This window comes from Rhodobacter capsulatus (genome assembly GCF_052363175.1).
GTDB classification, from domain to species: domain Bacteria; phylum Pseudomonadota; class Alphaproteobacteria; order Rhodobacterales; family Rhodobacteraceae; genus Rhodobacter; species Rhodobacter capsulatus_D.
In genome coordinates, this window is the sequence record NZ_CP198946.1 from 2,324,382 (window position 1) to 2,347,057 (window position 22,676).

16 protein-coding genes and 1 pseudogene are annotated in these 22,676 nt (G+C 65.1%); 5 read left to right on the forward strand and 12 right to left on the reverse strand.

Features of this window, described 5'->3' with window-relative positions; genetic code table 11:
* Positions 1-17: 17 nt before the first annotated feature.
* Together queA and ACTTAI_RS12310 are read right to left on the reverse strand one after the other, a co-directional pair.
* Positions 18-1,070 carry a tRNA preQ1(34) S-adenosylmethionine ribosyltransferase-isomerase QueA gene (queA, locus tag ACTTAI_RS12305; protein ID WP_444451844.1) on the reverse strand — a complete coding sequence of 351 codons (1,053 nt, stop codon included), beginning with the start codon at positions 1,068-1,070 and terminating at the stop codon, positions 18-20.
* Positions 1,067-4,438, reverse strand: a complete 3,372-nt coding sequence (locus tag ACTTAI_RS12310; protein WP_444451845.1) for an AsmA-like C-terminal region-containing protein — start codon at positions 4,436-4,438, stop codon at positions 1,067-1,069. The genes queA and ACTTAI_RS12310 overlap by 4 nt, the downstream gene beginning before the upstream one ends.
* Before the next feature lie 81 nt (positions 4,439-4,519).
* Between ACTTAI_RS12310 and ACTTAI_RS12315 the strand changes: the two genes are divergently transcribed.
* The 3 genes and pseudogenes from ACTTAI_RS12315 (at position 4,520) to ACTTAI_RS12325 (ending at position 6,997) form a co-directional block, all read left to right on the forward strand.
* Entirely contained in the window at positions 4,520-4,996 is a 477-nt protein-coding gene (locus ACTTAI_RS12315; protein ID WP_444451846.1) for a peroxiredoxin, read from the forward strand.
* A gap of 186 nt (positions 4,997-5,182) precedes the next feature.
* Positions 5,183-6,501: pseudogene (locus tag ACTTAI_RS12320) on the forward strand (DUF5930 domain-containing protein).
* On the forward strand, positions 6,491-6,997 hold the full coding sequence (locus tag ACTTAI_RS12325; protein ID WP_444451847.1) for a bactofilin family protein: 507 nt from the start codon (positions 6,491-6,493) through the stop codon (positions 6,995-6,997). The pseudogene ACTTAI_RS12320 and the gene ACTTAI_RS12325 overlap by 11 nt, the downstream one beginning before the upstream one ends.
* A 195-nt stretch (positions 6,998-7,192) precedes the next feature.
* Here the strand turns inward: ACTTAI_RS12325 and ACTTAI_RS12330 are convergent, their stop codons facing one another.
* From ACTTAI_RS12330 to ACTTAI_RS12350, 5 genes are all read right to left on the reverse strand, one after another.
* On the reverse strand, positions 7,193-7,747 hold the full coding sequence (locus tag ACTTAI_RS12330) for an AAA family ATPase (RefSeq protein ID WP_444451848.1): 555 nt from the start codon (positions 7,745-7,747) through the stop codon (positions 7,193-7,195).
* 4 nt (positions 7,748-7,751) lie between these two features.
* Positions 7,752-8,879 (reverse strand): peptide chain release factor 2, encoded by a 1,128-nt coding sequence (prfB, locus tag ACTTAI_RS12335; protein ID WP_444451849.1) that lies wholly within the window; start codon positions 8,877-8,879, stop codon positions 7,752-7,754.
* 99 nt (positions 8,880-8,978) lie between these two features.
* Positions 8,979-10,613 carry a long-chain fatty acid--CoA ligase gene (locus ACTTAI_RS12340; protein ID WP_444451850.1) on the reverse strand — a complete coding sequence of 545 codons (1,635 nt, stop codon included), beginning with the start codon at positions 10,611-10,613 and terminating at the stop codon, positions 8,979-8,981.
* Between the two features lie 447 nt (positions 10,614-11,060).
* Positions 11,061-12,908, reverse strand: a complete 1,848-nt coding sequence (locus ACTTAI_RS12345; RefSeq protein WP_444451851.1) for a TRAP transporter large permease — start codon at positions 12,906-12,908, stop codon at positions 11,061-11,063.
* A complete protein-coding gene (locus tag ACTTAI_RS12350) occupies positions 12,908-13,480 on the reverse strand; it encodes a TRAP transporter small permease subunit (protein WP_444451852.1) in 573 nt (190 codons plus the stop codon). Before ACTTAI_RS12350 ends, ACTTAI_RS12345 begins: the two co-directional genes overlap by 1 nt.
* A gap of 598 nt (positions 13,481-14,078) precedes the next feature.
* Between ACTTAI_RS12350 and ACTTAI_RS12355 the strand changes: the two genes are divergently transcribed.
* Together ACTTAI_RS12355 and ilvN are read left to right on the forward strand one after the other, a co-directional pair.
* A complete protein-coding gene (locus ACTTAI_RS12355; protein WP_444451853.1) occupies positions 14,079-15,824 on the forward strand; it encodes an acetolactate synthase 3 large subunit in 1,746 nt (581 codons plus the stop codon).
* A 77-nt stretch (positions 15,825-15,901) separates the two neighbouring features.
* Entirely contained in the window at positions 15,902-16,462 is a 561-nt protein-coding gene (ilvN, locus tag ACTTAI_RS12360; RefSeq protein WP_444451854.1) for an acetolactate synthase small subunit, read from the forward strand.
* Positions 16,463-16,543: 81 nt separating this feature from the next.
* Here the strand turns inward: ilvN and ACTTAI_RS12365 are convergent, their stop codons facing one another.
* From ACTTAI_RS12365 to nuoN, 5 genes are all read right to left on the reverse strand, one after another.
* Positions 16,544-17,830, reverse strand: a complete 1,287-nt coding sequence (locus ACTTAI_RS12365) for a DUF3422 family protein (RefSeq protein ID WP_444451855.1) — start codon at positions 17,828-17,830, stop codon at positions 16,544-16,546.
* Positions 17,831-18,028: 198 nt separating this feature from the next.
* Complete coding sequence (locus tag ACTTAI_RS12370; RefSeq protein WP_444455756.1) at positions 18,029-19,654, reverse strand: ribonuclease J; 1,626 nt, start codon at positions 19,652-19,654, stop codon at positions 18,029-18,031.
* Between the two features lie 47 nt (positions 19,655-19,701).
* A complete protein-coding gene (locus ACTTAI_RS12375; protein WP_444451856.1) occupies positions 19,702-20,478 on the reverse strand; it encodes a type III pantothenate kinase in 777 nt (258 codons plus the stop codon).
* Positions 20,479-20,489: 11 nt separating this feature from the next.
* Positions 20,490-21,248, reverse strand: coding sequence for a biotin--[acetyl-CoA-carboxylase] ligase (locus tag ACTTAI_RS12380; protein ID WP_444451857.1), 759 nt, complete (start codon positions 21,246-21,248; stop codon positions 20,490-20,492).
* A complete protein-coding gene (gene nuoN / locus ACTTAI_RS12385) occupies positions 21,238-22,674 on the reverse strand; it encodes an NADH-quinone oxidoreductase subunit NuoN (RefSeq protein ID WP_444451858.1) in 1,437 nt (478 codons plus the stop codon). Before nuoN ends, ACTTAI_RS12380 begins: the two co-directional genes overlap by 11 nt.
* Positions 22,675-22,676 lie beyond the last annotated feature (2 nt).

Genomic DNA, 22,676 nt, shown 5'->3' on the forward strand with positions numbered 1-22,676 from the left:
CTCGCAGTTGGGGGACGTCACCCGGGTAGCAGAAGCGAGGCATCACCATAAGAGAAGAAGCGATAATTCTTCGTGAGCGCATGGGCATAGATTTCGCGAATGCGGTCTTGCCCCATCAGGGCGGACACCAGCATCAGCAGCGTCGATTTCGGCAGATGGAAATTCGTCATCAGCGCATCGGCGATGCGGAAGCGATAGCCCGGGTAGATGAAGATGTCGGTCGTGGCGGCAAAGGGCGCGATCACGCCCGGCCCTGTCGCGGCGCTCTCGATCAGCCGCAGCGCCGTCGTGCCCACCGGAATGACCCGCCCGCCTGCGGCTTTCGTCGCATTGATCTCGGCCGCGGCTTGGGCGGAAACCTCGCCCCATTCCGCATGCATCTTGTGCGTCGTCACATCCTCGACCTTGACAGGCAGGAAGGTTCCGGCGCCGACATGCAGCGTCACCTCGGTGAACTGAACGCCTTTTTCGCGCAGCGCTTCAAGCAGCTCCGGGGTGAAATGCAGGCTGGCCGTGGGCGCGGCGACAGCGCCCGGCTTTTGCGCGAAGACGGTCTGGTAATCGGTCTTGTCCTGCTCGTCGGGCGCGCGCAGCGCCGCGATATAGGGTGGCAGCGGCATCGCCCCGGCTTCCGCCAGCGCCGCGTCGAAATCCGGTCCCGTCAGGTTGAAGCGGATACGCATCTGGCCCTCGGCAATCGCCTCGATGCGGGCCGAGAGGGCGTCGGAAAAGACGATCTCCTCGCCCTCCTTCAGCTTGCGCAAGGGCTTCGCCAAGGCCATCCAGTCGCCTCCCGGGGCGGGTTCCAGAAGCGTCACCTCGACCCGGGCCACCACCTCGCCTTGCACGCTCTGGCGCGTGCGCCTGCCCGAGAGCCGCGCCGGAATGACCTTCGTCGTGTTCAGCACCAGCCGATCGCCCGGCCTCAGAAGATCGGGCAGATCCGCCACGGTCAGATCGCGGATCGCCTCGGGCGTCGCCACCAGCAGTTTCGCCGCCGTGCGCGGGCGGGCGGGCCGGGTGGCGATCAGCCCCTCGGGCAGGTCGAAGTCGAAGTCGGACAGGTTCATTCGGTTACCAGTTTCGGCGGAGCGCGGCGGAAGATCTCGCGGAACATGCCGGGGGTGAAGATCGACAGCGGGTTGATGGTGATGCGCGGTGCCTCAGACGTGCCGCGCATGCGGTAGTTGAAGCCAAAAAGCCCCTCGCCCTTGCGCGCAAAGATCTGGCCGATGGAATTGACCAGATAGAAGGGCGTCACCACGCCCTGCATGTCGATGGCCTTGGTGTCGGGGTAGTAATTGCCGGTCATCGTCACTCCCATCGAGGCGCCGATCGCCTGCCCCGCGGTGACGGAAACGCCCTGCGGCGACAAATGGAACTGGCCCGAAACACTCGAGAACTGAATGCCTTCGCCGTTCAGCTGTTCCAGCAGCCCGATCACCGAGGCCGCCGACAGCATCGAGGCCAGAACCGGCGCATCCTTCACCCGCAGGTTCGACACCGCAAGCCGCCCGTCGAAGCTTTTTGACTCGACCGGCATCAGCGTCAGATCGAGCGTGCCGCCGCGGGCCTTCGTGAACACCCCCGCCGCCGCCAGCGCCGCCCCGGCATCCGGCCCGGTGATCCGCACCGCCGACCGTCCGTTGCCCGCAGGCAGCATCGCCCCCGTCACCTCCGGGCCGCCATTCACCTTGCCGCGGAAATCGCCCGAGACACCGCCCTTCACCACGAACTGCCCGGCAAGCGGCGTCAGCGCGATGCCGTTTGAGATCGTCAGCCGGTCCAGATGCGCATCAATCCGGCTGCCTGACCCGGCCCCACCACCGCCCGCCGCCGCTCCGGCGCCGCCGCGCGAGCCTCCGCCCCCTGAAGCGCCGCCAAAACTTGCCGTGCGCAGATCGAGCCAGCCGGAATGCACCGTCACATCGGGCACCCGTCCCTTGCCGCGGCCGATCAGATCGACCGCGCCATCGAACCATTTGCCGACGGCAAGCTTGCTGAAAATCGCCTTCTCGAAGCCCTTGTCCGAGATCTGCAGCCGCCCCTCGGCCGCCAGACCGGGGGCCGTGGCCTTCAGGCTGTCGACAGAGGCCACCGGGCCCAAATGCCCCGCCACCTCGATCCGCCCGGTCGCCGCAGCACCTTTCGACCAACCCACTTCGGGGATCGCGAGCTTCAGCCCCTTCAGGTCGGAGGCAAAGCGATAAAGCGGCAGCTGATCCTTGTGCAGATCGATCACTAGAGAGCCCCAGCCCTCGCCCTGAACCGAGCCCTTGGGCAGCGCGATCTTGAAGTGATCGAGCCCTTCGGGTGTCACCTCGACAAAGCCGTCGACACGCGAAATGCCGCGGAATTCCGGGCCGAAGCGCTGCGCCCAGCGGCCCTGGAAAGGCACGATGTCAAACGTCCCGGCGCCCGAAATCACCATCCCGGCGCGATCGGCGGTCAGCGTCAGCCGCGGCGCCGTCAGGGTGTGGCCCGGCACGATCTTGTCGGAGACGACATCGGTCAGCCGTGCCGCGACCTGAAAATCGACGTCTTCGGTCAGGATGCGCTTCTTCATCTGAAAGCGCAGCTGCGTGCGCGCCTCGGCCCAGCCGGTGGCAATGTCGGTGCCGCGCCCGGCCTTCGACATGAAATGGAAGGGCTCCTGATCGAGCAACGACAGCGCCGCGGGAATCGGCGCGCGGGTGACCAGCTTCACCTCGGCGCGGGCGGGTTTTTCGCGGATGTCGGGCACGGTCATCACCGAATCCGCCACCTCGATCTGCCCACCCGAGGGCGCCTGCAACGTGCCCTCCTCGACCATCAGCGTGTGCTTGTTCTCGGTGATCCCGGCGAAACCGCGCCCCTCCCGCACGGGGGGCAGCGTGCGCAGCACCTTCACCTCGGCGCCGCGGAACTCATAGCCAAGCTCGAACCGCGGCGGCGCCTTTGGAACGAGCCGCAAGGCCGCGTGAACATTGCGCAATTCGCCAGTGGCCACATTCTCGGCCAGCCATTCTCGGGTCGGCGGCACCATCGATTTCGGCCAAAGTGCCAGCAGATCGGCGCTGCTGATCGCGCCCACCCCCGCGTCAAAGGCCACCCGCCAGCCCGCAGGACCGGCCGTGACCTGCCCCTTCGCGGAAATCCGGCGGTCCCCCTCGACCAGCTGCACCTGTCCCAGATCGACGCGGAACGGATCGAGCCGCAGGCGCAGATCAATCGCGCCTTGCGAGATGCGGGCGGGTTTTTCCAAAAGTCCCTCGGGATCGGCGTCGATGTCGGACAGCTGCACCTGTGCCAGCGCCTCGCGCGGCAAGCCCTTTTCGAAATCGCGCAGCCGCACCTTGCCGGTCGCCGAAAGCCGCAGCGTCTGACCTTGCAGATCAAGACGGCTGATCTCGACGATGCTGCTGCGCGGCTTGTAGGTCAGCTTCAGATCGGCGGCATCGAAGGGCACGGGCTTCACCCCCTCCGAAGGCTGCAGCGCGCCCTGCCCGATATGCAGGCTCGCATCAAGGCGGCGCAGCGTCCCCTCTGCGGTGATGCCCGAGCGCAGCGTGCCCGAGATCGGCGCATCCAATGTGCGCAGCACCGCCAGCGCGGGCGATTGCACCGCCAGATCGGCGGCGGGCATCCCGGTCACGGCGGCGCCGAATTCGGCGGCGGGGCTGTTTTTCTGCGTCGAGGCGGTCAGCGCCACCTGTGCGGGCAGCGTCCCCCTGGCGCCCACATCGAAGGCCAGCGTCAGCGCGATCGCCTCCGCCGTCTGGGTCAGGCGGAACCGCCCCTGCGACACTTCCCAGACCCGATCCAGCCGCTCGTCGACCATGCGGATATGCAGATCCTCGGCCGAGACCTCGGTCACGCCCTGAAGCGCCGGGGTGGCAAAGAGCGCCTCGATGCTGTCGGTGACCTTCACCGGATCGGTCAGGTCAAGCTTGATCGCCCCGGCCCCGGCATCGTCGAGATTGAGATCGATCCGGCCATCCGCGCCGCGGTAAAGCGCGACCGAAGCCCCGGCGATCTGCAGCCGCTGCGGCCGCAGCCGGCCCTGCAGCAGTTCCTCGGGGCGCAGTCGCGTGCGCAATTCGGGCAGGGCCGCCAGCGGCAGGCCGGAGGGCTGGGCAATCTGCACCATGTTCAGCCGCACCTCGGGGGCGAAGCCTTCTTCGATCACCAACGCGGCAGAGCCGACATGCAGCACCATCCGCCCGGCCAGCGCCGCATTGGCGCGCGCCTCGATCCGGCTGAGCAAGGCATGTGGCACCGGCACCGGCAGATGCGTCAGCGCCACCCCGGCCCCGGCCAGCGTCAGCGCAAAAAGCGTCAGCCCCAGCACAAGCCAGATCCCCAGCCGACGGCGCGGCCGCGCAAAGCCAGACGGCTGTGCCGTCGGCCGCCCGCGAGGATGCCCCCCGAGATCCGAAATATCGTCCGTTTCGTTCATCCTGCCCTTGACGTCGCGCCCCTTTGACCGCGCGTTCTTCTGCCCTACTCTAATTTACGCATCCGACAAGGAGGAACGCAAATGATCGCTATCGGCGAAAAGGCGCCAGATTTCACCCTTCCCGTCACCCGTCAGGGCGAAGAGACGGGGGAACTGACGCTCTCCAGCCTCGCACCGCGCAAGGTGGTGCTCTATTTCTACCCCAAGGACGATACCCCCGGCTGCACCACCGAGGCGCTGGATTTCACCCGTCTCGGCCCCGATTTCGACGCCGCGGGCGCGATCGTGGTGGGGATTTCCAAGGACAGCACGAAATCGCATGCGAAATTCTGCGCCAAGCACGCGCTGGGTGTGGCGCTCGTCTCGGATGAAAGCGGCGCGGTCTGCGACGCTTACGGCACCTGGGTCGAGAAAAGCATGTATGGCCGCACCTCGATGGGGATCCAGCGCGCCACCTTCCTGATCGACGCCACCGGCACGGTGGTGCAGGTCTGGCCCAAGGTTTCGGTCAAAGGCCATGCCGAAGCGGTTCTGGCGGCGGTGCAGGCGCTGGCCTGATCCGCCTCAGGTCAAAGGGGCGGTTTTCGGCAGGTTTTCGCCCAAACCGCCCCGCCGACGCGGGGCGTCCTGCATGCGGGGGTGAAAGCGGTTGCGCCGCGGGTACGGCAGTTGGTAAGTCCGACGAGGACCGGGCCCTGCCCGCGTGGTAAGACCGGGCCCTGCCCGCAAGACAGGAAAACCGCTTTGCCCAGACGGATACTCGACCGCGTCAATGCGGTGCTCGACCGGTGGCTTCCCGAACAACGTCTGTTCCTGAAATCGGAGGATGCCACACGCTTCGTGCGGATGCGCCCGCTGACTCAGGCGATGACGCTTGTGGCGGGGCTGGTGCTGTTCCTGTGGTCGGTGATCGCCACCTCGCTTCTGTTCATCGACGGGGATTTCCTCGGGCGGCGCGCGCGAGCAGTCGGCGATTGCGCGGGCGCAGTTCGAGGCTCGTCTCGACAGCCTCTCGCGCGAGCGTGATGCCCGCGCGGCCGAGGCGCTGGCGGCGCAAAAAACGCTTTCAGCTGGCGCTGGATCAGGTGTCACGGATGCAGTCGCAACTGCTTTTATCCGAAGAGCGCCGCCGCGAACTGGAAACCGGGATCAACGTGATTCAGACGACGCTGAAGCGCACGATGACCGAGCGCGACACGGCGCGGGCGGAACTGGACAAGAGCCGCGGCACTGGCTCTGGCAGCGCCGCGGCGCTGCGCCAGCGCGTCGGCGAAATGGACGGAACGGTCGATCTGCTGGCCTCTGCGCTTGATCAGACCGCGCAGGAGCGCGACCGCGCCACCCGTTCGGCCCAAAGCGCGCGCGCCGAAGCCGATCAGGCGCTGCAGGAACGCCGGATGATCGAAGAACGCAATGCCGAGATCTTCGACACGCTCGAAGGCGCGGTGACGGTCTCGATGGAGCCGCTCGACCGGATGTTCCGCAAATCGGGGATGGACCCCGACTCGATCCTGCGCGAGATCCGCCGCGGCTATTCGGGCTCGGGCGGGCCGCTGCTCTCGGCCGCGATCTCGACCAAGGGCTTCGTCGACAACAGCGAGGATCTGGCCCGCGCCAAGGGCATCTTGAAGCAGCTCGACGAGATGAACATGTATCGCATCGCCGTCGACCAGCTGCCCTTTGCCATTCCGATCAAGGGCGGGTTCCGTTTCACCTCGCCCTTTGGCTATCGCTGGGGGCGGCTGCATGCGGGCATCGATCTGGCCGGGCCGGTGGGGATGGATGTGCATGCGCCCGCCGATGGCGTCGTGACCGATGCGGGATGGGAGAATGGCTATGGCCAGGTGATCAAGCTGCGCCACAAGTTCGGCGTCTCGACGGTCTATGGCCATCTGTCCAAAATCCGCGTGAAGGTCGGGCAAAAGGTGTCGCGCGGGGATGTAATTGGTGATAGTGGGAATACCGGACGGTCCACGGGACCGCATCTGCACTATGAAATCCGGGTCGGTGGCGCCCCCATCAACCCGATGACCTTCATCAAGGCGGCTCAGGATGTTTTCTAAAAGCAAAATCCACGAACCCGGCCCGAAAGCGGCCTCTGAACCCGAGAAGAAGTCCGAGGCGATGAGCTCGCCGCAGCGGCCTCTGGGCGATTTCGTTCCCGCCGCGCCGCGGCCGAAGGCAGCCGCTTCAGTGCTGTCGGCGGACCTGACGGTGACCGGCAACATCAAGACCACCGGCGACGTTCAGGTGGAAGGGATCGTCGAGGGCGATATCCGCGCGCATCTGCTGACCGTTGGCGAAAGCGCCACGATCAAGGGCGAGATCGTCGCCGATGACGTCGTCGTGCATGGCCGCGTCGTCGGTCGCGTGCGCGGCCTCAAGGTGCGTCTGACCTCGACCGCGCGGGTCGAAGGCGACATCATCCACAAGACCATCGCGATCGAAAGCGGCGCGCATTTCGAAGGCTCGGTGCAGCGTCAGGATGACCCGCTGCAAGGCGCGAATGCCCCCAAGCTGATGCCGCCGGCGGCGGACGCGCCTTATACGGGCAAATAAGTCTTCCCCGGGAACGGGACAAAAGGGCGGCTCATGCCGCCCTTTTGCTTGGGCGGGTGTCTTGAGGCCAAGGCCGGGGCTCTGCCCCGCAGGGCTTCCACGGGCAGCCCGTTCGACGGAAAAGCCTTCCGCCCGGAAGGCTTTTCGATCCCGTCTCATCCGGGGATATTTGAGGCAAGATAAAGAGGATGCGGCTCAGAGCGCCGCGAGCCGCGCCAGCACCTTTGCCAGAAGGTCCTCAAGCGGCATCGAGCCCGACAGTTCCAGCACCGGCTCGGGACGGCCCGAGAGCCAGTTGCGATGGCGTGTCAGCGACCGGCCCGAGAAATAGGGCTCGTCATAGCTCGCCGCCCATTTCAGGAATTGCGCATGGGCATGTTCCATGTCGCCGCCGGGCTTGATGCGGGCGCCGAATTTTTCGCCCTCGCGGCGGCGGATCCGGGCCAGACGCACCGGGGTTGGCGCGGTCAGGAAGACGATCAGCTCGGCCCCGGCAATCGCCGTGTCGCCCCAGCCATCGCAAGAGCCCGCCAGCACCCAGCCACCATCGAGCCCCTGCCCCAGCTGCGCCGCCGAGATCAGCGCCAGCCGCTCAGCCACCGCGCGCTTTTGCGTGAAGGGCTGCGCGGTCGGCGCCCAGTAGAAATCGTCGGTATCGAGAAAGGGCAGATCAAGGTCGGCAGCAAGCGCGCGGCCCAGCGTCGAGGTTCCTGACCCGGCGGCGCCGGTGATGTAGATCCGTGCCGCCACCGGCTCAATCGTCCGAATTCGCGTCGGCGCGCGATTTGCCCGCCACATCCATCGCCAAGGTCGCCGCCATGAAGGCGTCGATGTCGCCATCAAGAACCCCCTGCGTGTCCGAGGTCTCGTGGCCGGTGCGCAGGTCTTTCACCATCTGATAGGGCTGCAGGACGTAAGAGCGGATCTGGTTGCCCCAGCCCGCATCGCCCTTGGCTTCGTGCTGCGCGTTGATCGCCGCATTGCGCTTGTCGAGTTCGAGCTGATAGAGCCGCGCGCGCAGCGCGATCATCGCGGCTTCGCGGTTCTGGTGCTGCGATTTCATCGACGAGGTCACGACGATATTGGTCGGCAAGTGGGTGATCCGCACCGCCGAGTCGGTGGTGTTGACGTGCTGCCCACCGGCGCCCGACGAGCGATAGGTGTCGATGCGGATATCGCTGGCCGGGATCTCGATCTCGATATTGTCGTCAACGACCGGATAGACCCAGACCGAGCTGAACGAGGTATGCCGCCGCGCGGCGCTGTCGTAGGGCGAGATCCGCACCAGCCGATGCACGCCCGATTCCGACTTCAGCCAGCCATAGGCGTTCTGCCCGGAAATCTTGTAAGCGACCGAGCGGATGCCCGCCTCGTCGCCCGCGGTTTCCGATTGCAGCTCGACCGTGTAGCCCTTTTTCTCGGCCCAGCGGGTGTACATCCGCGCCAGCATCGAGGCCCAGTCGCAGCTTTCCGTGCCACCCGCGCCGGCGTTGATTTCAAGGAAGGTGTCGTTGCCGTCGGCCTCGCCATCGAGCAGGGCTTCGAGTTCCTTCGCCGCGGCGAGTTCCTTCAGCGCGCGCAGGGATTTCTCGGCCTCGGACACGATTTCGGGATCGTCCTCCATCTCGCCCAGTTCGATCAGCTCGATGTTGTCGGTCAGATCGCGGTCGATCCGGCGATAGGTTTCGAGCTTGTCCATCAGGGTCTGGCGCTCGCGCATCAGTTTTTGCGCGCGGGCCGGATCGGACCACAGATCGCCATGTTCGATCATGGCGTTGAATTCCTCGAGCCGGTGCGGCGCCGTCTCGAGATCCATGCGCTGCGCAAGCAGCTTGAGCGTCTTGCGGACGGCTTCCACGATATTGAGCATTTCGGCGCGCATGGCACTGTCCTTTCGCGGGGTTGGCCGGGTCATACAATCCCCGCGCGTCTCGGGCAAGGGGGGCGGGAAAGGCCATGTCCTTCCCGCCCGCCTTAGACCTCAGACGGCCTCTTCTTCCGGCATCAGCACATCGCCGTAAAGCTCGCGCAGACGCGCCTTGACCACCTTGCCCGTGGCCCCCAACGGCAGGTTGTCGATGAACAGAACCCGGTCGGGGATCTGCCAGCTCGGCACCTTGCCCTTGTAGCAGGCGAGGATTTCTTCCTCGGTCACTTCCATGCGCAGATGGCGCTGCACGATCACCACCGGGCGTTCGTCCCATTTCGGGTGCCGCGCGGCGATGGCGGCGGCATTGACCACGGCGGGATGCGCGATGGCGATGTTTTCGAGTTCCACCGTGGAAATCCACTCGCCGCCCGACTTGATGATGTCCTTCGAGCGGTCGCGGATCACCATATAGCCATCCGGGTCGATCGTCGCGATGTCGCCGGTGTCGAACCAGCCGTCGAAGGTCAGGGCCGAGCGGTCCTTGTTGTAATAGGTATCGACGACCCAATGGCCGCGAATCTGCAACTCGCCTTGGGTGACGCCATCATGCGGCAGCACATGCCCGGCGCTGTCCACCAGACGCAGCTGCACGCCAAAGGGCGGACGCCCCTGCGCCAGACGGCGTTCGGCCTGCTCCTCGGGCGGCAGATCGAGGTGCTTTTGCAAGAGCTGGTTCACCGTGCCCACCGGGCTCGTTTCCGTCATCCCCCAAAGATGCACGAGATCGACGCCATGCTTGTCGCGGAATTCGGCGATCATTGAGGGCGGCAGCGCCGTGCCGCCAACCATCGCGCGGCGCAGGCAGGACACATCCGCCCCGGTCGCTTCGAGCCCTTGCAACAGACCGAGCCAGACCGTCGGCACGCCAAGCGCCAGCGTCACCTTTTCCGAGGAGATCAGCCGCGCCAGACTTTCACCATCCAGCTTCGGGCCGGGCAGCACCAGCTTCGCCCCCACCGCAGCGGCGATATAGGGAATGCCCCAGGCATTGACGTGGAACATCGGCACCGCGGGCATCACCGTGTCACGCGCCGACAGCGCCAGCCCGTCGGGCGAATTGCCCGCCAGCGTGTGCAGCAGCGTCGAGCGGTGGGTGTAAAGCACGCCCTTCGGGTGCCCCGTCGTGCCCGAGGTGTAGCACAGCGACGAAGGTTCGGTTTCGGCGAACTTCGGCCATTTGAACGCGGCATCGCCCTGCGCGATCAGCTCGTCGTAAAAGACCAGACCGTCAAGTTGGGCCGCCAGCGCCTCGTCGCGCGCGCCCATCATCACCACCATCTTCACCGTCGGCATCTGGTCGATCAGCCCGGCAATGGTGGCGACGAAGCCGCGGTCGATGAACAGCACCCGGTCGCGGGCGTCATTGACGATATAGACGAGCTGCTCGGCCGAGAGCCGCGGGTTCAGCGTGTGGCAGACCATGCCGCCGCCCGAAACGCCGAAGTAGATTTCAAGGTGGCGCCGCGTGTTCCAGGCGATGGTGCCGCAGCGGTCGCCCTGCATCACCCCGTGCATCTCCAGCGCCGAGGCCAGACGGCGGGCGTTGCCGATCACCTCGCCCCAGCTGGTATGGGTCACCTCGCCCGTGGTTTCGACCGAGACCACCTCGGTCGCGGTGTGAAAGCGCTCGGCATGATCGGCCAGCGAACCGATCACCAGCGGCATGTGCATCATCGAATTCTGCATGGGTCCCTCCCTCGATACGACCTCGCGCGGCGGCCGTCCTCGGGGCTGCGCGCGGGGGTCCTCACTCCTCGCGCGTATTCCGACGGCTCGGGGCTATCGTGTCAAGCGGTCGCACGGGCGAAAGGCCGCAGCGCAGAATTGACGTTACGGCATTTGCCGCAATGCGGCGGAAATCGCGCAAAGGTTGAACGGGCGGAAAAGGAAACGCATCGCGTTTCCCCGCCCGCAGGCGCCACGGGTGCAGCACGACCGTTTCCGCAAGCACACCAGAGGCCTGCGCTCCGCCCCGGCGGCGCGAATGCGCCCGCCATGGGCGGGGCGGGCGCAGGCCGAGTGCCTTTGGGCCCTCGGCGGTCACGGGGCCGATGTCACGCTGTGCCTCGGCGATGGCCTCGGCAAAACGAAAACGGCGGCCCCGAAGGACCGCCGTCTTTTCTGTCACTGGTCTCAGTTGCCCGAGATCGGCGCGCCGCCCAGCCCCAGGGGCGCCGGGATGCCGAGGCTCGCACCGCCTGCAGGCGGGGTCACCGGCTTGCCCGCGGGCGCACCCAGACCCGGCGGCAGACCACCAAGGCCCCCCGGCGCGGGGATCGCGCCACCGGCCGCGGGCTTGCCTCCGATCGGCGGCAGGCCCATGCCGCCCGGCAGGCTCAGCCCGCCGCCAAGACCGCCACCGACGCCACCGCCCGGCACCACGACCTTGACATGCGACACGTCCACCGGCTTGCCCTTGTAATGCATCACCAGGCTCGGGAAGGCGATCACCACGCCGATCATCACGATCTGGATGAAGACGAAGGGCACCGCGCCCCAATAGATCTCGGAGGTTTTCACCGGATCGGTCAGCTTGCCCGTCACCTTGTCGAGGAACGGCACCTTCGGCGCGACCGAGCGCAGGAAGAACAGCGCAAAGCCGAACGGCGGGTGCATGAACGAGGTCTGCATGTTCACGCCCAGGATCACCCCGAACCAGATCAGGTCGATGCCGAGCTTCTCGGCCGGTGCGACCAGAAGCGGCACGATGATGAAGGCCAGCTCGAAGAAGTCGAGGAAGAAGGCCAGGAAGAACACCAGCATCGAGACGAAGATCAGGAAGCCCATCTCGCCGCCCGGCAGCGACACCAGCAGATGCTCGACCCAGATATGCCCGTTCACGCCATAGAAGGTGAGCGAGAACACCCGCGCGCCGAGCAGGATGAACATCACGAAGGCCGAGAGCCGGGTGGTGGCGGCCAGCGCCTCGCGCACCACCTCCATCGACAGGCGCTTCTTCACGCCCGACAGGATCAGCGCCCCCACCGCGCCCATCGCGCCGCCTTCGGTCGGCGTCGCAACGCCAAGGAAGATGGTGCCCAGCACGAGGAAGATCAGCGCCAGCGGCGGGATCAGCACGATGATCACCTGCTGCGCCAGGTGGCTCATCCGGTCGAGCCCGCTCGCCTTGTCAATCAACGCCATCAGATAGACGAAGAGCACCGCGATCGACGAGGCCAGGATCGGCGTGTTCTTCGTCGCCGCCGTCGTCGCCAGCCACTGCGCGGCAAGGACATAGACCGCGACCGCGATCGCCATGGCGACGAAGAAGGACATCACCCCCGAGCCCAGCGTGCGCGCCTCTTTCGGCAGCGCGGGCATCGAAGCGGGTTTCACGATCGACATGACGAGCACATAGGTCATGTAGAGCCCGGTCAGCACGAGGCCGGGGATCATCGCGCCCTTGTACATGTCGCCCACCGATTTGCCGAGCTGGTCGGCCAGAACGATGAGAACGAGCGAGGGCGGGATGATCTGTGCGAGCGTCCCCGAGGCGGCAATCACGCCCGAGGCAATCCGCCGGTCATAGCCGTAGCGCAGCATGATCGGCAGCGAGATCAGCCCCATCGCGATCACAGACGCGGCGACGACGCCCGTCGTGGCGGCCAGAAGCGCGCCGACGATGATCACCGCATAGGCCAGACCGCCGCGGATCGGCCCGAAAAGCTGCCCGATGGTGTCGAGCAGATCCTCGGCCATGCCGGATTTCTCCAGCACGATCCCCATGAAGGTGAAGAAGGGAATGGCGAGCAATGTCTCGTTCGACAAGACCCCCCAGAACCGTTCCGGCATCGCCAGCAGAAGCGGCCAGTCAAGGTTGATCGAGCCGCCCGACAGCGGCGCCAGTTCGACACCGACGATGAAGAACACCAGACCGTTCGCGGCGAGCGAAAAGGCGACCGGATAGCCGAGCAGCAGGAAGATGATCAGCGAGACGAACATGATCGGCGCCATGTTCTGCGCGATGAGTTCCATCAGCATCAGATGCCTTCCTCTTCGACGAAGGCCTCGGCAGCGCCATGATGGCCCGCGAAGGTATGCGGATCGGGGATCAGCCCCATCATCACGCCGACCTTCTTGATGATTTCAGAAATGCCCTGCAGGAAGAGCAGCCCGAAGCCGATCAGCAGCAGCGATTTCGCCGGCCAGATGATCAGACCGCCGGAGTTGGTCGAGACCTCGCCCGAGCGCACCGACATCATCAGCCAGGGGAACATCAGCCACAGCATCAGCACAAGGAAGGGCATCAGGAAGAAGACATGGCCAAAGAGGTCGATCCAGTGCTGGATGCGGCGCGAGAAGGCGCCGTAAACGATGTCGATGCGGATATGCTCGTTCTGCTTCAGCGTATAGGCGGCGGCGAGCAGGAAGGCCGCGCCGAACAGATACCACTGCGCTTCCAGCCAGGCGTTCGACGAGACGTCGAAGATCTTGCGGATGGCCGCGTTGATGGCAGAGACCAGCACCGCCACCAGAATGAGCCACGACACCGATTTGCCGATGAATTCGTTGATACGGTCGATGCCCCGTGCGAGGGCAAGCAAAGCGCCCATCGTCTCCTCCCCTTCCCTTATTTCCCTTGACCCCGCTGCGGGGGCTGCGGACTTCCTTGCCGGGTTGTGCTGCGGAAATCAAGAAACTCGGGCCTGTCCGGTCCTCTTTTCTTACCAATCCCGCGAAAATTCGACGAAGAGACGGTCCGAACTGCCCTTAGAGTAAAGATTTGATCAAAGAAGAAAAGCGAAAACGCGTCGCAATCGGCCTTTGCAACCGATACGCGAAGCGGGCGATCGGGCCGACTCGGTCCTGTTTTTTCCGGGGTCCAAATCGCCCTTCCCCAACGTCACCCAAGGTGTTTTTTCCGGAAATGTCGCGCGACTTGCCGTTTTGCGCAATTTTCGCAATGCGATTTGCCCAAAGCGCGACATTATATTCACGGATTTGCCGTTGACGCTGTTCCGATCCCCCCCTAATGTCCGCCGCGATAGTGGGAAAGGATCAGCGATGCTCTCGCTTCTTGTCGTAGGGAAGGAATGGCGCATGGGCCGGTGACGGTCGACCATGATGGTTCCCATGCGCCCTCGCCAACCCAGCGGGGGCTTTTTGTTGACGAACGGGCGGGGTTCGAGACCCCCGGAAAGGACGGAGAAGATGTCGCGGCAGATGACCGGCGCGGAAATGGTGGTGCAGGCCCTGAAGGATCAGGGGGTCGATACGATCTTCGGATATCCGGGCGGTGCCGTCCTTCCGATCTATGACGCGATCTTCCAGCAAAACGACATCCGCCACATTCTTGTGCGGCATGAACAGGCGGCGGTGCACATGGCCGAGGGCTATGCCCGCTCGACCGGCAAGCCGGGCGTGGTGCTGGTGACCTCGGGCCCTGGCGCGACGAACGCCGTGACGGGCCTCACCGACGCGTTGATGGACAGCATTCCGCTCGTCGTCTTCTCGGGTCAGGTGCCGACCTTCATGATCGGCACCGACGGCTTTCAAGAGGCCGACACGATCGGCATCACCCGTCCCTGCACCAAGCACAACTGGCTGGTGAAGGACCCGGCGAAGCTGAGCGAAACCATCCATCAGGCCTTCCATGTCGCCACCTCGGGTCGTCCGGGCCCGGTGCTGATCGACCTGCCGAAGGACGTGCAATTCGCCACCGGCCAATATACCGGGCCGAAACTGGCGCGCGTCGATCACTATCAGCCGAAGGTCAAGGGCGATCTGGAGGCGATCACCAAGCTGGTCGAGCTGATCGAAAAGGCCGAGCGGCCGATCTTCTACACCGGTGGCGGCGTGATCAACTCGGGCGCCGGGGCGTCGCAGCTCTTGCGCGAACTGGTCGATGCGACCGGCTTCCCGATCACCTCGACGCTGATGGGGCTCGGCGCCTATCCGGCCTCTGGCAAGTCGTGGCTGGGCATGCTCGGCATGCATGGGCTTTACGAGGCCAACCTCGCGATGCACGGCTGCGATCTGATGATCAACCTCGGCGCGCGGTTTGACGACCGCATCACCGGGCGCGTCGCCGATTTCAGCCCCCATTCGACCAAGGCGCATGTCGATATCGACGCCTCCTCGATCAACAAGATCATCACCGTCGATCTGCCGATCGTGGGCGATATCGGCCATGTGCTGGAAGACCTGCTGAAGGTCTGGAAGGCGCGCGGGCGCAAGGTGAACAAGGACGGTCTGGCCAAGTGGTGGCACAAGATCGAGGAGTGGAAGAAGATCCGCTGCCTCGCCTACACGAACTCGGACAGCATCATCAAACCGCAATATGCGCTGGAGCGGCTGGAGGCCCTGACCAAGGGTCGCAACCGCTACATCACCACGGAAGTGGGTCAGCATCAGATGTGGGCGGCGCAATATCTGGGCTTCGAGGCGCCGAACCGCTGGATGACCTCGGGCGGGCTTGGCACGATGGGCTATGGCTTCCCGGCCTCGATCGGGGTGCAGATCGCGCATCCGGACGCGCTTGTGATCAACATCGCAGGCGAGGCCTCGTGGCTGATGAACATGCAGGAAATGGGCACGGCGACGCAGTTCCGCACCCCGGTCAAGCAGTTCATCCTGAACAACGAGCGTCTGGGCATGGTGCGGCAATGGCAGGACCTGCTGCATGGCGGGCGCTATTCGCAAAGCTGGTCGGAAAGCCTGCCCGATTTCGTGAAACTGGCCGAGAGCTTCGGCTGGAAGGGCATCCTCTGCCGCGATCCGAAGGAACTGGACGACGCGATCATGGAAATGATCAATTACGACGGTCCGGTGCTGTTCGATTGCCTCGTCGAGAAGCACGAGAACTGCTTCCCGATGATCCCCTCGGGCAAGCCGCATAACGACATGCTGTTGTCGGCCGATGCCGAGGCCTTCCGCGGCGGCGCCGCGCTGGTGTGAGAGCGCCGGGGGCGCTGCCCCCGGACCCCCGGCGTATTTGCGCCAAGAAAAAGAGATACGTTGAGAGGAGAGAGCCCATGGCCGCTCTGAACATCAAGAAAGGCTCGTCGAGCCACTCCGCCTATGACCTGCGCGACTTCCATTCGGATGTCGAACGCAGCCACACGCTCGCCGTCATCGTCGAGAACGAACCCGGGGTTCTAGCCCGCGTAATCGGGCTATTTTCCGGGCGCGGCTACAACATCGACAGCCTCACCGTGGCGGAAATCGACCACAAGGGGCACCGGAGCCGCATCACCATCGTGACGCGCGGCACGGAAGCGGTGATCGAGCAGATCCGCGCCCAGCTTGGCCGCATCGTGCCGGTGCATGAGGTCCACGACCTGACGACCGAGGCCCGCGCGGTCGAGCGGGAACTGGCGCTGTTCAAGGTCACGGCGACCGGCGAAAAGCGGGTGGAATCGCTGCGTCTGGCCGATATCTTCCGCGCTTCGGTGGTGGACAGCACGCTTGAAAGCTTCATCTTCGAGATCACCGGCACCTCGGAAAAGATCGACGCCTTTGCCGAGCTGATGCGGCCCTTGGGTCTGGTCGATGTCGCCCGCACGGGCGTCGCGGCGCTGGCGCGCGGCGTCTGAACAGCCGATCCGGAACAGCATCAGGGGGCCTTTCGGCCCCCTTTTCTTCTGCCATTCAATCTGTTGCGGCCCGAGAAGGAGTCAGTGCCCGACGCCGTTCCGGATCCGGCGCAGCGCCAGCCAGACCACCGCGACGACGAAGGGCGTCAGCCCGGCCACCGCCATTTCCTTGCTGATGCCGATTTCCTTGGCGATCGGATAAACCGCATAGGCCGCCAGACTGACCGCGTAATAGCTGATCGCCACCACCGACAGCCCCTCGACCGTGCGTTGCAGCCGCAGCTGCAGATCCGAGCGCCGGTCCATGCTTTCCAGCAGTTTCTGGTTTTGCGCCTGCCGCGCCACATCGACCCGGGTGCGCAGCAATTCGCCCGCCCGCGCCGCGCGTTCGACCATCGCATTGAGCCGCACTTCGGCCGATTTCACCGTCCGCATCGCCGGATCATAGCGGCGGTTCATGAATTCGGAAAACTTCTGCCGCCCGTGGAAGCGGCTTTCGCGCAGCACCTCGACCCGCTCGTTCACGATCGCCTCATAGGCCGCAGTGGCGGAGAACCGGAACGTGTTCGTCACCGCAAGGCTTTCAAGCTCGGTCGAGACCTCGAGCAGCCGGTGCAGCGTATCCTCGGCCGGATGGGCGTCGTCGTTCATCAGCGCGACGATATTGGTCAGCTCGGGGTCGAGCGCATTGAGCGTCTGCGTCAGCGCCCGCGCCCGGCCAAGGCCCAGCATCGACATCGCGCGATAGGTCTCGAGTTCGCAAATCCGCTGCACGATCCGGCCAATCCGCCCCTGCCCCGTGCCGGGTTTGGCAAAGACCGCAAAACGCATCTGCCCGGCCGGGTCGATGCGGAAATCGGTGGCGATCACCGCGGTTTCCTCGAGCACCCAGGTGCAGACAAGGCTTTCGGGCACGAACCAGCTGTCGATCAGCGGCAGGATCGCCTCGGTATCCTCGGGCAGGTCCTCGATCCGGATCGAGACCGCCGCCAGCCGCCGCCCCGGCGCATTCTGAATCCAGTCGGACGGAAAGACTTCCGCCTCGGCCGGATCGAAGGGCCGGGCCGAGACCCCCGGCGCATAGGCAAGGAAGGTGGTGAATTCGGTATGGCTGTCCCATTTCAGCGTGTGCCTGCCGATCTCGCCCGAGTAATGCGTGACATCGGCGGGCGGGATCGCGGCGCCGTAGCGGGTCAGCAGATCGCACAGATGCGTGTGATCCTTGGCGCGATCGCGGTTGGCGGCGTCGAAGGGCTCCTTGATCGCAAGATAGACGACATGGGCTGGCGCGCCGACCGAGGGAAAGGGACGGGCGTGAAGCTCGTTCACCAACGCATAGCGCAGCGGATGGTCGTCGATGGGCGTCATGTCAAAGCCTTTGGCTGAGGTCTTGTTGTGCTCTTTCGTCCAGATAATCCTGCACGGTGACGGCACAAGAACGGAAGAGGCGGAATTCACGCAGCTTTGCGGCATACCGGCGCATACGGGCATTGCTGCAACAGCGAAGCTCTGAAAGCAAAGGCCCCGGCTATGCCGAGGCCCGCGTCATTTGGAACCGCGAACGGCTCAGTCGGCCATCAGCCGCGAGACGACGACCGTCACCTCGGGTTTCTTGCCGATCTCTTCCATCGCGACCTGCCGGGCGATGCGACGCAGCGCTTCGTCCAGCTTGTCGTCATCGCGCACGATCTTTTCGGGCGCGGTTTCAAGGAAGGCCGAGAGCTCGTCCTCGATGATCTTCATCATGTCGCCGCCCGACTTGCCGCGCTCGGGCAGGCCCATCAGCTCGACCCAGGCATCGCCCAGGGGCACGTCGTCCTCGTCGATGATCACGGTGATCAGCACATGGCCGTTCAGCGCCATGCGGATCCGTTCGCGCACGACCCCGTCGAGCGCGCCGATCAGCACCGTGCCATCCAGATAAAGCCGCCCGGTCTCGATATATTCGACCACCTTCGGCGCGGCGCCGGTCAGGTCGACCATCGTGCCGTTCGTCGCCACCTCGGTCGCGATGCCCTTCGACATGGCGATCTTCGCGTGCTCGCGCAGGTGGCGGTGCTCGCCGTGCATCGGAATGAGGATCTGCGGCCGCAGCAGGTCATGCACCGCATCCAGATCGGGGCGGTTGGCGTGGCCCGAGACGTGGTAAAGCCCGCCCCGGTCATCGACCACATCGACGCCCATTTCAGAAAACGCGTTCATGATCCGGATCACGCCGCGCTCGTTGCCCGGAATGACCTTCGACGAGAACAGGAACGTGTCCCCTTCCTTCATCGAGAGGCCCAGATATTTGCCGCGGCTCAGTTGCGCCGTCGCCGCGCGGCGTTCGCCCTGCGAGCCGGTGACGATCAGCATCAGGTTTTCGCGCGGCACATCGACCGCATCCTCGGGCTGAATTGTGCCCGGAAAGCCCTTGAGAACATTTGCCTCTTCCGCGACCTGCACCATCTTGCGCATGGCCCGGCCCAGAAGACAGACCGAGCGCCCGGCAGCGCGGCCCGCTTCGGCCAGCGTCTTCAGACGCGCGACGTTCGAGGCGAAGGTGGTCGCCACCACCATCCCCTTTTGCGAGGCGATGAAATCGCGCAGCGGCGCCACCAGCGTCGATTCAGACCGGCCCGGGTTGTGGGTGAAGACGTTCGTCGAGTCGCAGCACAGCACCTTGATGCCCGCGCCCTCGTTCGCGATCTCGTGCCATTCCAAGGGGTCGAAGGGCTCGCCGACCACCGGATTGCCATCCAGCTTGAAGTCGCCCGTATGCACGATGCGCCCCGCGGGCGTGTCGATGATCAGCGCCGAGCTTTCCGGGATCGAGTGGCTGACGGGGACGAACTGCACCCGGAACGGGCCGACATCGACCGCCTTCGGGCGCGGCTCGACGACGCGGATCATGTCCGAGGCCATCCCGGCCTCTTCCATCTTCATCGCGACAAGCGCGGCGGTGAAGCGACGGGTGAAGACCGGCGCGCGCAGCTTCGGCCACAGATGCGGCATCGCGCCGATGTGGTCCTCGTGGCCGTGGGTCAGGAAGATCGCATCGATGCGGTTGACGTTGGCTTCAAGCCAGGCGGTATCGGCCATGATCAGATCGACCCCGGGCGAGCCGTCCATATCCGGGAAGGTGACACCCAGATCGACGACGATCAGCCGTTCCTTCCCCTCGGGCCCATAGCCATAGACATAGGCATTCATGCCGACTTCGCCGGCACCGCCCAGAGGAAGGTAGATCAGTCGCTCGCTCACGCCCCAAGTCCCTTGTTGTAATCGAAGATCAGACGCAGACCATGCATGGTCAGGTCGTCCTCGACCTTATCGAACAGATCGAACCCCAGATCGAAGAGCGAGGCAAGACCCCCGGTGGCAATCACCTTCATCGGGCGGTCCCGTTCCATCCGGATCTGCCGCACGATGCCTTCGACAAGGCCGATATAGCCCCAATACACCCCGGATTGGATACAGGCCACCGTATTCGTGCCGATCACCCCTTGCGGTTTCGTGACATCGACATGCGGCAGGGCCGCTGCCGCCATATGCAGCGCTTCAAGACTGAGGTTGACCCCCGGCGCGATCACGCCGCCGATATAGGCGCCATCGGGGGCGACCACGTCGAAGGTGGTGGCGGTGCCGAAATCGACGACGATCAGATCGCCGCCGTGGCGGTCAAACCCGGCCACGGTGTTCACCAGACGGTCCGGCCCGACGGTGGTGCCGACATCGACCCGCGGCGCGACCGGAAGCTCGCAGCCCGGCTTGCCGACGACATAGGGGCGGCAGTCGAAATAGCGGTTGCAGAGCACCCGCAGGTTGAACACCACGCGCGGCGCTGTCGAGGAGATGATCGCCTCGGAAATCCGGCCCTGCAGGCCCTTCAGTTGCATCAGCGTGTTCAGCCAGACGAAATATTCGTCGGCGGTGCGGCGATGGTCGGTGGCGATGCGCCAGGTGGCGGCGAAATCCGCCCCGTCCCAGACCGAAAACACGGTGTTGGTGTTGCCGCAGTCGATGCACAGAAGCATGGGGCTTGCCCTCAGAAGAAGATGTCCGCCGCCGAGATCGCCCGCCGCCCCGAGCCGGTCACAAGGATCAGCGCGCCGGTGTCGTCGATCGTCTCGAAGGTGCCCGTGGTGCTCTCGGTGCCGGTGCGGGCGGTGATCCTTTGCCCGATCCTGGCCGCGCGGGCAAGCCATGCCGCGCGAATGGGGGGGAAACCATAGCGTTCAAAGGTTGCGGCATAATGCGCGAAGGCCCGCGCGAGCGGCGGCAGGAAATCAAGCGGGGCGATCTTCAGCCCGGTTTCGCCCATGAGCGAGACCGGGGCGACGGCGCCCGGTTCCAGCGCCGCGGCGGGCGGCGCCGCGGCCAGATTGACGCCGATGCCGATGGCAAGATGGCTGATCTGCCCACCGGTGCCGACGCTTTCCAGCAAGATCCCGGCGATCTTGCCGCCGTTCAGAAGCACGTCATTGGGCCATTTGATCGCGGTGACGGGACCGGGGCCAGTGACCTCGGCCAGCGCCGCATCAAGCGCGAGCGCCGCGACAAAGGAATACAGCGCCGCCGTCGCGGGCGTCACCGCCGGGCGCAGCACCAGCGTTGCGGCGAAATTGCCCTCCGGCATCAGCCAGTCGCGGCCCCGCCTGCCCCGCCCCGAGGTTTGACGATGGGCAAAAACCCAAGCTGGCCCCGCAAGATGCGGAGCCAGTCTGGCCGCTTCGGCCATGGTCGAGTCTGTCTGCCCAAGGACGTGGCGGGCCACACCCTCGGGCCAGTCGTCCTCACTGGACAAGGGATGCCGCCGCAGCCTGCGCCGCGCCTTCGATGCCGACCATGTTGATCGCGCCGCCCACCATCGCCACAGCCGCCAGCACGAGGAAGGCGAATTGCAGCACCGGCATCCGGCCGTCGAGCGGCTCGGACTTGTCGCCGAAGTACATGAAGTAGACGATGCGCAGGTAGTAGAAGGCGCCAATGACCGAGGCCACGACCGCCGCCACCGGCACCCAGAGGAAGCCCGCCGCGATCGACGCCTTGATGACGGCGAATTTCGCGAAGAAGCCAAGCATCGGCGGCACACCGGCCAGCGAGAACAGCAGCACCAGCAGCGCAAAGGCCTTCACCGGGTCGGTCTTCGACAGCATGTTGAGCGCCGCGATTTCGGTGACCGGCTTGCCGTCGCGCTCCATCGACAGGATGAAGGCGAAGGTGCCGACGTTCATCACGATGTAGATCGTCATGTAGATCAGCATCGACTGCACGCCCTCGGCACTGCCTGCGCTCAGGCCCAGCAGGGCAAAGCCCATGTGCGAGATCGAGGAATAGGCCATCAGGCGCTTGATGTCGCGCTGCCCGATCCCGGCGATGGCGCCGAGATACATCGAGGCAAGCGCGAGCGCGGCCAGAACCTGACCCCATTCGCCCGGCACCTGACCGAAGGCGTCATGCACGACCCGCGCGATCAGCGCCATCGCGGCCAGTTTCGGCGCGGTGGCAAAGAAGGCGGTGACCGGGGTGGGCGAGCCTTCGTAGACGTCGGGCGTCCACATGTGGAACGGCACGGCCGAAACCTTGAACGCCAGCCCCGCCAGCAGGAACACCAGACCGAACAAGAGGCCGATCGGCAGGTGGCCTTGCTCGACCACGGTGATGATGCCCGAGAAGGTGGTGGTGCCCGCAAAGCCATAGACGAGCGAGGCGCCGTAAAGCAGCAGCCCCGACGACAGCGAGCCGAGCACGAAGTATTTCAGCCCCGCTTCCGACGAGATGGCCGAGTCCCGACGCAGCGCCGCGACAACGTAAAGCGCGAGCGATTGCAGCTCGAGCCCGACGTAAAGCGACATCAGATCGCCCGCCGACACCATCATCATCATGCCGACGACGGCCAGCACGATCAGGATCGGATATTCGAACCGCAGCAACCCGCGACGGCCCATGTAGTCCGAGCTCATCGCCAGAACGGCGGAGGCCGACACAAGGATCACCACTTTCGAGAAGCGCGCAAAGCCGTCGGCGATGAAAAGCCCGCCAAAGGCCGTGTCATTGCCGGTGCCCATGCCGATGATCAGCGCGAGCGCCAGCATCGTCGCCGCCGAAGCCCAGAGAATGGGCTTCGCGACCTTGTCCTTGCCGGTCCAGACGCCGAACAGCAGCACGCCCATCGCATAAAGGGCGAGCAGCACTTCGGGCAGGACGAGAGAGAGTTCCGCTTTGGTCATGG